Raw genomic sequence first — 11,815 nt, 5'->3', positions numbered from 1 at the left:
CTCCGCACGTTCTCATCTGATCACCGCGGGGCCCTGGTCCGGCACCGCGACGTCGAGCACACGGAATTGCACACGTTCGGTGCCTTGCCAACGGTCGACGGCGAGAGAGCCTGCCACGTGCAATTGCTGGCCGCGATTTTGCGTCAAGGCGCTACCGAGCTTCTGTCCGATAGAGCGGAATGCGATACCGTTGACGATGGAGCCGTCACCCGACTTGAGTCGCAGCCGAAGATGCGCTTGCCCGACCTCATCGGCATAGACGAGCTGATGCGACGGCAGCGCGATGACGGGTTCCGGATTGGCGCTACCGAACGGCCCTGCGCGATTGAGGGTTGCGGCGAATTCCGGCGTCACTGCGCGCGCCGTCGCCGCGCCGTCGATGAAGAGCTCGTTCTCGTGGCGCGACGCAGCGACGTCGGCGGCAAGCGCGCTTTCCATGAAGGCGCGGAATTCGGCAAGCCTCTCCTTGCGCAGGGTTACGCCGGCCGCCATCGCGTGGCCGCCGCCTTTCATTAGCAGACCATCGTGCACCGCCTGCCGCACCGCCTTACCGAGATCGACGCCGCCAATCGAGCGGCCCGAGCCTGTGCCGATTCCGCCAGGTTCGAGCGCGATCGCAAATGCAGGCCGCGCGAATTTCTCCTTCAGCCGCGCGGCGACGAGGCCAACGACGCCGGGGTGCCAGCCCTCGGCGGCAGTAACGATCACCGCGCCCTTATCTTCAACTCCAAGTGAGGCCAGCGCCTCGGCTTCGGCCTGAGCCTCGGCCGCCTGCTCGATCACGCGACGCTCGCTGTTGAGGCGGTCGAGTTCGGCCGCGATCCGCGCCGCCTCCGAAATGTCGCCCTCCAGCAGCAGCCGCACACCCAGATCCGCGCGCCCGATCCGTCCGCCGGCGTTGATGCGCGGGCCCAGCATGAAGCCGAGATGCCAGGCTTCCGGCGGGCCGTTCAGCCGCGACACATCCATCAGGGCGGTGTGCCCGACATGGTCCCGCCGACGCATCGCGATCAGGCCCTTGGCCACGAAGGCGCGGTTGAGACCGGTCAGCGGCGCGACGTCGGCGACGGTGCCGAGCGCGACGTGATGCAGCATGCCAAGCAGGTCGGGCTCCGGCATTTCGCTTGACCAGAAGCCGCGCTGGCGCAGCTCGCGGTTCACGGCGACCAGCGTCACCAGCACGAGGCCCACGGCGGCGAGATGGCCAAGCCCGGAGAGGTCGTCGGACCGGTTGGGATTTACCAGCGCATCGACCTCGGGCAATTGATCGCCGGTCTGGTGATGGTCGATCACGACGACCGACATGCCGAGCTTCTTCGCCTCGGCAAGCGGTTCGACGCTGGTGGTGCCGCAATCGACGGTGACGAGCAGCGTCGCGCCCTTTGCCGCCAGCGCGCGCACGGCCTCGGTGTTCGGGCCATAGCCTTCGAACAGACGATCAGGGATGTGGATCAGCGGGTCGAGCCCGCAATGACGCAAATGCCAGGCGAGCAGCGCGGCCGAGGTTGCGCCATCGACGTCATAGTCGCCGAAGATCGCAACCTTCTCACCGCGCGTAGCCGCATCCGCGATGCGCTTGGCCGCCGCCTCCATGTCCGTCACGGTGTGAGGATCGGGCATCAGCTTGCGGATGGTCGGATCGAGATAATCCTGGACAGCATCCAGCTCGACGTCGCGCCCGGCCAGCACCCTCGCGAGCATCTCCGGCAGATTGTAACGCTGGACGATGGCAAGCGCCCTTGCGGCGCCGCGCGCATCGAGCCGGTCGCGCCAGAATTTTCCGGTCAGCGACCGCGTCACACCGAGGAATGCCGGCGGTGCCTCGACGGGCAGTGCGGATGCGTGGAGCGTCATGATCCCTTCCGAGCCAGGCAAGAATCGTAACGCTTCAATGATTCGCAGGCCAGCCTCTAGCAGCCCATTCGGCCCGCTAGTTCACCGAAATCCTTGGCGACCATGTCCCAGTCGCCCTTCGCCTCGAAATCGTATTTCTGATGCGGGCCGTATTCGGTCGGCCGCGCCACGAAAGCGGTTTTCAGACCGAGCTTCTGCGCGGCCTTGAGATCGTGGTTGTGCGCGGCAACCATCATCACCTGTTCCGGCGGCAGGCAGAGCAGTCTTGCGGCACCGAGATAGGTTTCCGGATCGGGCTTGTAGTGCTCGAACAGCTCGGCCGACATGATCAGGTCCCAGGGCAGGCCCGCGAACTTCGCCATGTTCGTGAGTAGCGCGACATTGCCGTTCGACAGCGGCGAGATGGTGTATTTTGTCTTCAGCCGCGTGAGGCCCGCGACACTGTCGGGCCACGCATGCAGGCGATGCCAGCCCATCGTGAGATGATGCAGGTCCGCTTCAGTCAGCCCCTTGATCTCGAATTGCGAAACGAGCTTTTCGAGCGAGCGGCGATGCAGCACGTCGAGGATGACGTAGCCGTTCTGCGGGTTCTTGCGCACCTCGTCCATCGAGGCGGCGTAGACCGCGCGCCAGCCATCGACCAGTGCCATCCAGTCCGCGGTGATGCCGCGCGCCTCGGACCATTTGGAGAAGTCGTTGATCAGGCTGGTACGCCAGTCGACGACGGTACCGAACACGTCGAACACGAGCGCCTTGACCGCAGACACATCAGACATGCCCTTCTCCCAGATTTGTTATGGTTGACATTCCGGGCACGCGCAGGGCGAACCCGGAATCTCGAGGCGCCGGTTTGGATGCCTGGCATCGCCCCGAACGATGGTCGATTCTAGTCGAGGTGGAATTTGTCGAGCTGGCGATGCTCGGCCTTGATGTAGCGCACGGTCCCGGTGACGGAGCGCATCACGACCGTCTCGGTTTCGATGACGTCCTTCTTGAACTTCACGCCCGTCAGCAGCGAGCCGGTGGTGACGCCGGTCGCAGCGAAAAGGCAGTCGCCCTTCGCCATGTCCTCGATGCCGTAGATCATCTTGGGATCGGTGACGCCCATCTTGTGTGCACGCTCCCGCTTCTCCTCGCTGTCGAGGATCAGGCGGCACTGCATCTGCCCGCCAATGCAGCGGAGCGCGACCGCCGCCAGCACACCCTCGGGAGCCCCGCCCGTGCCGATGTACATGTCGACGCCGGTTTCCTCGGGGTTCGCGCAGTGGATGACGCCGGCTACGTCGCCGTCAGTGATCAGCTGCACGGCAGCCCCGGTGCTGCGGACACTGTTGATGATGTCGGCATGGCGCGGACGATCGAGCACCAGCACGGTAATGGCGGTGGCATCGACGCCCTTCGCCTTGGCGAGCCGGCGCACATTGTCGGCCGGCGGCGCGTCGAGCTCGATCACGTTCTTGGCAAAACCTGGGCCGATCGCAATCTTCTGCATGTAGACGTCAGGCGCGTGCAACAGCGTGCCGCCGTCGGCCATCGCCATTGTGGCGATCGAGCCGGGCATGTTCTTGGCGCACAGCGTGGTGCCCTCGAGCGGATCGACCGCGATATCGACCTTGGGGCCTGCATTGAGGCCGACCTTCTCGCCGATGAACAGCATCGGTGCTTCGTCACGTTCACCCTCGCCGATCACGATCGTGCCCTCGATCGGCAACTTGTTCAGTTCGCGGCGCATCGCGTCGACCGCGGCCTTGTCGGCGGCCTTCTCCTGGCCGTGGCCGCGCAGCCGCGCGGCCGACACCGCCGCGCGCTCCGTCACCCGCACGATTTCGAGCGTCAGGATGCGCTCAAGCAACAGCTGCGGCGGAACGGAAATATGTGTCGACATCAGCGTACTCCTTAAGCCTCACGGACGGCGTGCTGCCCCCGTCATTCATCTCGCGCGAAACCCGCTCAGGTCACGCGCTAGTTTTTCTCGATCCGGATCACCTGCGGCCGGCCGCTGATGACCTTGTCGCGCTGCACCGCGTCGAGCGCGCGATACACCGCGTCCTCGTTGGTCGCGTAGGTAATCAGAATGACCGGAACCGGTGAAGCTTTTTTGGCCGACCCGTTCACATCGACGCCATTCGAGTGCCGCTGCACGATCGATTCCAGTGATATCTTCTGTTCCGCAAGGCGCGTGGCGATTGTTGCGGCAGTACCTGCAAGATCGCGCGCCATCAGGCGGATATAATAGCCACCCTCATGGCGTTCCATCGGCGCTTTGGTCGTAGCGCGCAGCCGCTCCACCGGACGCCCGAACGGCATTGCGCGGATGCCGCGCGCGACATCGGCGATGTCAGCGACCACGGCCGAGGCAGTTGCCGCGCCGCCCGCGCCTGGACCAACCAGCGTGATCGGCGGAATCCCCTCGCCGTCGATCGTCACCGCGTTGGTGACGCCCATGACCTGAGCGATCGAGGAGGATTTCGGCACCATGGTCGGATGTACGCGCTGCTCGATACCCTTGGTAGTCCGCACGGCAACACCAAGCAGCTTGACGCGGTAGCCGAGTTCCTCGGCGGCGCGGAGATCCTCCGGCGTAATCGAGGAAATGCCTTCGACATAGACAGCGCTCTGCGCCACCTTTGTTCCGAAGGCCAGACTTGCCAGGATCGCGAGCTTCTGCGCGGTATCGTGGCCGTCGACGTCGAATGACGGGTTGGCTTCGGCGTAACCGAGGCGCTGGGCGTCCTTCAAACATTCGGCGAAGGAAAGGCCCTCCTGCTCCATTCGCGTCAGGATATAATTGCAGGTGCCGTTGAGGATGCCATAGACGCGGTTGACGCCAGTCCCCGCGAGGCCCTCGCGCAGGGTCTTGATGACCGGGATCGCCGCACCGACGGCGGCTTCGAAGTTCAATGCGCCGCCATGCTTCTCCGCGGCCTTGGCGAGACGCAAGCCATGCTTGGCGATAAGCGCCTTGTTGGCCGTCACCACCGACTTGCCGGTCTTCAGCGCGGTCTCGATCGCTGCGAACGCGGGATCGCCGGCGCCGCCAATCAATTCGACGAAGCAATCGACGTTCGGATTTTCCGCCAGCGCCTGCGGGCTCTTTGCCCATTCGATGCCGCGCAGGTCGAGGCTGCGCTTCTTGGCCTTCGAGCGCGCAGTGACGGCAACGACGCGCACGCCGCGGCCGCTGCGCGCCGACAGGGTGCGCCCCTGCGCCTCGATCAGACGGACGACTTCAGCACCGACGGTGCCGAGCCCCGCGATGCCCACTTTCAGCGGTGCGACCATGACGAAAGAAACCTTGAAGGATCAGCGCCGGTTGGCGAGAGGAACCACGTTGTGCAACGTTTCGATACCGCTTTCAAGGAAGCGGCGCACGCCGCGCGCGGCCTGCCGGATACGCTGCTCGTTCTCCACCATCGCGATGCGCACAAATCCCTCGCCATGCTCGCCGAAGGCGACGCCGGGCGACACCACGACGCCCGACTTCTCCACCATCAGCGTGGCGAACTCCATGCTACCGACGTCCTCGAATCCCTTGGGCAGCGGCGCCCAGGCGAACATCGACGCCCGCGGCGGCGGAATGTCCCAGCCGGCACGGCCGAACGATTCGACCAGCGCGTCGCGCCGCTTGCGATAGGTATCACGCATCTCGCGGATACAGTCGTCCGGCCCGTTCAGCGCGGCGGTTGCCGCCACCTGGATCGGCGTGAAGGCACCGTAGTCGAGGTAGGATTTCACGCGCGAGAGCGCTGCAATGATTCGTTCGTTGCCGACGGCAAAGCCCATGCGCCAGCCAGCCATCGAGAACGTCTTCGACATCGAGGTGAACTCGACGGTCACGTCGATAGCGCCCGGAACCTGCAGCACCGAGGGCGGCGGATTGTTCTCGTCAAAAAAGACTTCGGCGTAAGCGAGGTCCGACAGGATGAAAATTTCATGCCTCTTCGCGAATGCGACGAGATCCTTGTAGAAATCGAGGTCCGCGACATAGGCCGTCGGGTTCGAAGGATAGCAGACGATCAAGGCGATCGGCTTCGGAATCGAGTGGATGATCGCGCGCTCGACCGCCTCGAAGAATTGCGGTGTCGGCTCTGATGGCACCGAGCGGATCACCCCACCCGCCATCAGGAAGCCAAAGGCGTGGATCGGATAGCTCGGATTGGGACACAGCACGACGTCGCCCGGCGCAGTGATCGCCTGCGCCACATTGGCAAAGCCCTCCTTGGAGCCCAGGGTCGCGACAACCTGGGTGTCGGGATTGAGCTTGACGCCGAAGCGGCGCGCGTAATAGGCGGCCTGCGCCTTGCGCAGCCCGTTGATGCCGCGCGAGGCCGAGTAGCGATCGGTCCGCGGCTTACCCAGCGTCTCCTTCAATTTTTCGATCACATGGGGCGGGGTCGGCAGGTCCGGGTTCCCCATGCCCATGTCGATGATGTCGGCCCCGGCGTTGCGCGCGGCCGCCTTGGCCTGGTTAACCTTCTCAAAGACGTAAGGCGGCAGACGGCGAATGCGGTAGAAATCTTCCATGGGACCCTTGCTCCGACAACCGGGTGCGGCAGAATCGACCATCCCCAGCTTGTGAGGAACCGGATTCGGCCTCATCCAGAAATCGCACCGAATCAATGACTTATGGCGAATTCAGGCGCACAAATCGGGGGCGACGACCGGATATGCGGTTGAGTTGATGTTCTTTTAGCACGGACGTACAGCAGCGCCAGCGCTTGATCCGCCTTTTCGAAAGACTACTTGCCGGCCGAATTTTGCGCAGCCGTGGACGCCTGGCGCTCCCGCGCGGCGATCAGCTCGGATTCGATCTTGGCCTGTTCCGCGGGTTTGATCGCCTGCTCACTGCGATCGGGCGGAATGTCGTGGACTGGCAGGTAGCCGCCTGCTTCCTTTGGTCGCTCCGGCGCATCGGCTGGCACTCCAACCCCCGGCAGGTCCGCGAACACGCTCGCGCAGCCGCCCAACGCCGTCATCGACGCGAACAGCATTGCGGCCGCAAGAGCTTTGATCATCCGATAGATCGGCATGCGCCGAAAGTCCCCACCAAGCTAGCGCGCACTTTGCACGTCGCCGACGCGGGTCGCACTGGTACGAGCCTTGCAACGTCCCCGCTGCGTTAATCGTCGCCTTAACAGTTCAAACCATTGTCGTCCGAACGAATTAATGCGTGAGCCAACCAAAGCGTCCCCCTGAGGCTTCAATATGTCAGAACAAAGAATTTTTGTCGCAGCGCAACAGATCGAAACAACTGACTTTGACAGCCGTTGCCGCACCGCGCGATGACGTCCACGAATCCACGCTATAATGTCTCCGAGATGAGCAACGTCAGCACTGAAACCCAGGCCGGCCCCAAGTTCAACGCCGAGGCCTTCGCCATGAATATTGCGCGGGCCATGGAAAGCAGCGGTCAAGCCCTTGCAGCCTATCTCAAGCCGCGCCAGACCGGCGAAGTCCGCGACAAGACCCCGAACGAACTCGGCGAGGTGATCAAGACCTTTACCGTGATTGCCGAATATTGGCTATCTGACAAGGAACGCGCCTCCGAGCTGCAGATGAAGCTCGGCAAGGACTACCTCGATCTGTGGGGCACCGCCGTGCGCCGCATGGCCGGCGAGCAGGACGCCAAGCCCGCGATCGAACCCGCTCTGCGAGACAAGCGCTTCCAGGATCCGGAGTGGAAGTCGAACCAGTTCTTCGATTTCGTGCTTCAGCTCTATCTGCTCACGTCCAGATGGGCGCAGGAACTGGTCAGCAATGCCGAAGGCATCGACCCCCATACCCGCAAGAAGGCCGAGTTCTACGTCCAGCAGATTGCGAACGCGCTGGCGCCGTCGAATTTCGTTCTGACCAACCCGGACGTGCTGCGCACGACGGTCGAAACCAATGGCGACAATCTCGTGCGCGGCATGAAGATGCTGGCGGAGGACATCGAGGCCGGCCAGGGCACGTTGCGCATCCGCCAATCCGATCCGACCAACCTTGAAGTCGGCGTCAACATGGCGACGACGCCGGGCAAGGTGATCTACCAGAACGAGCTGATGCAACTGATTCAGTATTCAGCGACCACTGAGGATGTGCTGCGCACGCCGCTCCTGATCGTGCCGCCCTGGATCAACAAGTTCTACATCCTCGATCTGCGTCCCGAGAAATCCTACATCAAGTGGTGCGTTGACCAGGGCATCACGGTGTTCGTGATCTCCTGGGTCAATCCGGACAGGGAACTCGGCAAAAAGACCTGGGCCGACTACATGACCGAAGGCCCGCTCACCGCGATGGATGTGATCGAAAAGGTCACCGGCGAGATGAAGGTTCACACCGCCGGCTACTGCGTCGGCGGCACCCTGCTCGCCTCCACTCTCGCCTATCTCGCGGAGAAGCGCCGCCAGCGCGTGACCTCGGCGACGTTCTTTGCAGCGCAGGTCGACTTCACCCATGCCGGCGATCTGCTCGTGTTCGTCGACGAGGACCAGATCTCGGCGCTGGAACGCGATATGTACGAATCCGGCGTGCTCGAGGGCAGCAAGATGGCGATGGCCTTCAACATGCTGCGTTCGAACGACCTGATCTGGTCCTATGTGGTGAACAATTACCTGAAGGGCCAGTCGCCATCCGCGTTCGACCTGCTGCACTGGAATTCGGACGCGACGCGAATGCCGGCATCGAACCACTCCTACTACCTGCGCAACTGTTATTTGGAGAATCGCCTTTCGACGGGCTCCATGGTGCTCGACAACACGCTGCTCGATCTGTCGAAGGTGAAGGTGCCGGTCTACAACCTCGCCACCCGCGAGGATCACATCGCGCCGGCCGAATCGGTGCTTTACGGCTCGCAGTTCTTCGGCGGCCCGGTGAAATATGTGCTTTCCGGCTCCGGACACATTGCCGGCGTGGTGAATCCGCCCGCGGCGAATAAGTACCAGTACTGGACCAACGACAGCATCAGGGACGTGAAGCTTGCGGACTGGCTGAAGGACGCCCACGAGCACAAAGGCTCGTGGTGGCCCGACTGGCGCGAGTGGCTGGAAAACATCGATTCGGAAAAGGTGCCCGCGCGTGCTGTGGGCGCCTCCGGCCTGCCGCCGATCGAGGATGCCCCCGGCAGCTATGTACGGGTCCGCGCATAGCGCGCGGTCCCCCTCTCAGCTATAAACACAGCGTCCCGCCGGGTCGGGAATCGAAATCAGCTGAGGGGGAGACGATGACTCGTGAACTGTTCTGGCTGTCACTGACGGTGATCCTGACCGGGCTGCTGTGGGTCCCCTACATCATCAACCGCTGCCAGGTCCGTGGCCTCGGCGGCGCCATGGCCAATCCCTCGCGCAACGACAAGCCGCACGCCGATTGGGCGACGCGGCTGATGTTCGCGCACGACAACGCGATCGAGAACCTCGTGATCTTCGCACCGCTGGTACTGATCCTCAACGCGGCCGACTACTCGACCAAATGGACCGTGCTCGCCTGCGCCGTCTATTTCTGGGCTCGCCTCGCCCATCTGGTCGTCTATACGCTCGGCTTGCCGGTGTTCCGGACGCTCGCCTTTACGGTCGGCTTCCTGGCCCAGGCTGTGCTGGCGCTGGCGATTTTCAAGGTCGTTTGATCCGCGTTTCTTCGTCGGTTGCGGCGCCAGCCGCACCGACTGCACCCTAATCCGCGGCCTTTCGCACGACGACGTGCAACATCGTCGCGGGCGCCTCGTCAAAACCCTTGATCTCGCTGGTACCGGACGACAGTTGCGTCCATCTGCCTGACGCTGCGTAGGTTGCCTGCAGCCATTCCGGCGACGGGTAATTGTAGTAGCGGCCGATACTGTCGCGGCCATCGTCGTGGCCGATCTTGTAGCTTGCGTAGAAGAGGCCCGACGGCTTCAGCGCGCGGTGGATGCGGCTGAGTATATCAGCCAGCTCGGTGCGCGGAACGTGCAGCAGGCAGGCGCTGGCCCAGACACCGTCATAGGCCTCCTGGGCATTGAGCTCGTCGAACAGCATGGCTTCAACGGGGTAGCTTAGACGGCGCGCGGCGACTGCGGCCATCTCGGGTGACCCGTCGGTGACGCGCACGGCAAAGCCGCCGGCCAGCATCACTGCTGCATGGTTGCCGGCGCCGCAGCCGAGTTCGAGGACCGCACCGCCCTTGGGCAGCAAGGCGAGGAAGCCGGCAAGCCGGGCGGACGGGGCTTTCGTCCACCCGGCATAGGCCTCGGCATTGCGTCGATAGAATTGCAGCGTCTCGTGGTCCACGATGCGTCGCCTGGTCGTCAGGCGTCGGGCAGCCCCAGCATCAGCCGCATGTTCTGCACGGCCGCGCCGGACGCCCCCTTGCCCAGATTGTCGAGGCGCGCGACGAGCACCGCCTGATGATGCTTGTCGCTGGCAAAGACGTAAAGCTCGAGCTTATTGGTCTCGTTCAGCGCTTCCGGCTCGATCCGGCCGCTCTTGACGGCTTCGTTCTGCAGCGGCATCGCAACCACGTGGCTGCTGCCGGCGTATCGCTTTGCCAGTGCCGCCTGCAGCTCTGTTCCATTCGGCTTGCCCGGCAGTGTGTCCAGTTGGAGCGGCACCGAGACCAGCATGCCCTGCCGGAAGTTGCCGACCGACGGGATGAAGATCGGCCGGCGCGTCAGCCGCGCGTAGAGCTGCATCTCCGGCACGTGCTTGTGCTCGAAACCGAGACCATAGAGCTCGAAGGACGGCGCCGTGCCGTCCTCGAAGCTTGCAATCATCGACTTGCCGCCGCCCGAATAACCGCTCACCGCATTAACGGTGACGGGATAATCTGCGGACAGCAGGCCGTCATCGACGAGCGGCCGCAGCAGCGCAATCGCACCGGTCGGATAACAGCCCGGATTCGAGACCTTGCGCGCGGTCCGGATCTTGTCAGCCTGGTCGGGCGCGAGTTCCGGAAAGCCATACGCCCAATCGGGGGCCACGCGATACGCCGTCGATGCGTCGAGGACCTTGGGAGCGGCATTCCCCATCGTATCGAGCAATGCGACCGTTTCCTTCGCGGCGTCATCGGGCAGGCAGAGGATGACCAGATCAACCTCCTCCATCAGTGCGCGCTTGGCACCGGCATCCTTCCGCTTGTCTTCGGCGATGTGCTTCACCGCCACACCGCCCAGTTCGCGGAGGCGCTCCTGTATGCCAAGACCGGTCGTGCCGGAGGCACCATCAACGAACACGGCAGGCGTGGCCGCGCCGCTTTTGGTCTTCGGCGGCTGGCTATCAGTGAGGGTCATGGCACGCTCCTTTCGAGTTCGTTCGTTTCCGTTGCAAAGACATCCGGCCGCGCTTGCCGCATCAGCTGCGCGATCTGTTGCGCGCCGGCGTCGGGTTGCGCGGCAAGCGCGCCGGCGACCGCCGCATAGTCGGTCTCGGATTTGTGCTGGTTCAGCTTGAAGCTGCCCTCCACTTCCTCAACCACCATCTCAAGACCGACGATCGCCTTCTTCATCGCTTCCAGCCTCGCTGCCGTCATCTTGCCAGACGTCCAGGGCCTTTTGGGCTGCAACCTGTTCTCGAACTTCGCGCTCAGCGCATCGATTTGCGCGGCCAGTTCTTCACCCGACAGTACGCGTACCGGTCCCGTCAGATGGACGGCCTGATAGAGCCAGGTCGGCACCTGGTCCGGCGACACGTACCAATCGGGCGATACATAGGCATCCGCGCCGGTGACGGCCAGCAGCCAGGACGCGCCGCCAGCAAGCTTTACCAGCGGATTGTGACGGGCGACATGAAACAGCGCCCGAGGCGTGCCGTCGTCCGCGTAGGTCAGATAGAACGGAAGTGCGGAGGCGATCGGCTTGGCGCCGTCCCACGCGCAGGCGATGCCGAAACCGCGCGTCTCGGCAAACTCAAGGCTTGCGGCACGGTCGGGCTTGAAAACCGGTGGCGTATACATGTCGAACTCCTGCGTGACGTAGGAGCCGCCAGATCGAACCGCGTGTCTTTTTCGAAGAAAG

General features: G+C 63.6%; 11 protein-coding genes. 2 read left to right on the top strand and 9 right to left on the bottom strand.

The annotated features are described in order from the left end of the window. Window positions 1-12 precede the first annotated feature (12 nt). From recJ to JQ553_RS07280, 6 genes are all read right to left on the bottom strand, one after another. Complete coding sequence (gene recJ / locus JQ553_RS07305; protein ID WP_212499225.1) at window positions 13-1,854, bottom strand: single-stranded-DNA-specific exonuclease RecJ; 1,842 nt, start codon at window positions 1,852-1,854, stop codon at window positions 13-15. A gap of 56 nt (window positions 1,855-1,910) precedes the next feature. Beyond that, a complete protein-coding gene (locus tag JQ553_RS07300) occupies window positions 1,911-2,630 on the bottom strand; it encodes a haloacid dehalogenase type II (protein WP_212499224.1) in 720 nt (239 codons plus the stop codon). A 110-nt stretch (window positions 2,631-2,740) separates the two neighbouring features. After that, on the bottom strand, window positions 2,741-3,739 hold the full coding sequence (gene glpX / locus JQ553_RS07295; RefSeq protein ID WP_212499223.1) for a class II fructose-bisphosphatase: 999 nt from the start codon (window positions 3,737-3,739) through the stop codon (window positions 2,741-2,743). Window positions 3,740-3,816: 77 nt separating this feature from the next. Further along, window positions 3,817-5,136, bottom strand: coding sequence for a homoserine dehydrogenase (locus JQ553_RS07290; RefSeq protein WP_212499222.1), 1,320 nt, complete (start codon window positions 5,134-5,136; stop codon window positions 3,817-3,819). 21 nt (window positions 5,137-5,157) lie between these two features. Further along, window positions 5,158-6,378 (bottom strand): LL-diaminopimelate aminotransferase, encoded by a 1,221-nt coding sequence (locus tag JQ553_RS07285; RefSeq protein WP_212499221.1) that lies wholly within the window; start codon window positions 6,376-6,378, stop codon window positions 5,158-5,160. Between the two features lie 215 nt (window positions 6,379-6,593). Continuing rightward, window positions 6,594-6,869 carry a hypothetical protein gene (locus tag JQ553_RS07280; RefSeq protein WP_249144016.1) on the bottom strand — a complete coding sequence of 92 codons (276 nt, stop codon included), beginning with the start codon at window positions 6,867-6,869 and terminating at the stop codon, window positions 6,594-6,596. A gap of 303 nt (window positions 6,870-7,172) precedes the next feature. On the opposite strand from JQ553_RS07280, the gene JQ553_RS07275 reads away from it, so the two are divergent. Continuing rightward, complete coding sequence (locus JQ553_RS07275; RefSeq protein WP_212499687.1) at window positions 7,173-8,981, top strand: alpha/beta hydrolase; 1,809 nt, start codon at window positions 7,173-7,175, stop codon at window positions 8,979-8,981. Between the two features lie 74 nt (window positions 8,982-9,055). Further along, a complete protein-coding gene (locus JQ553_RS07270; RefSeq protein ID WP_212499219.1) occupies window positions 9,056-9,454 on the top strand; it encodes an MAPEG family protein in 399 nt (132 codons plus the stop codon). Window positions 9,455-9,500: 46 nt separating this feature from the next. Here the strand turns inward: JQ553_RS07270 and JQ553_RS07265 are convergent, their stop codons facing one another. The 3 genes from JQ553_RS07265 to JQ553_RS07255 are packed head-to-tail and all read right to left on the bottom strand — an operon-like array spanning window position 9,501 to window position 11,754. Beyond that, window positions 9,501-10,094 carry a bifunctional 2-polyprenyl-6-hydroxyphenol methylase/3-demethylubiquinol 3-O-methyltransferase UbiG gene (locus JQ553_RS07265; RefSeq protein ID WP_212499218.1) on the bottom strand — a complete coding sequence of 198 codons (594 nt, stop codon included), beginning with the start codon at window positions 10,092-10,094 and terminating at the stop codon, window positions 9,501-9,503. Between the two features lie 17 nt (window positions 10,095-10,111). Further along, on the bottom strand, window positions 10,112-11,092 hold the full coding sequence (argC, locus tag JQ553_RS07260) for an N-acetyl-gamma-glutamyl-phosphate reductase (RefSeq protein ID WP_212499217.1): 981 nt from the start codon (window positions 11,090-11,092) through the stop codon (window positions 10,112-10,114). After that, window positions 11,089-11,754: an FMN-binding negative transcriptional regulator gene (locus JQ553_RS07255; RefSeq protein ID WP_212499216.1), complete on the bottom strand. Its 666-nt coding sequence runs from the start codon at window positions 11,752-11,754 to the stop codon at window positions 11,089-11,091. The genes argC and JQ553_RS07255 overlap by 4 nt, the downstream gene beginning before the upstream one ends. Window positions 11,755-11,815: the final 61 nt, after the last annotated feature.

The organism is Bradyrhizobium lablabi (assembly GCF_018131005.1).
Classification (GTDB): domain Bacteria; phylum Pseudomonadota; class Alphaproteobacteria; order Rhizobiales; family Xanthobacteraceae; genus Bradyrhizobium; species Bradyrhizobium lablabi_D.
Note: the sequence above shows the minus strand (reverse complement) of the source record. Positions and strands in the feature narration are given on the sequence as shown.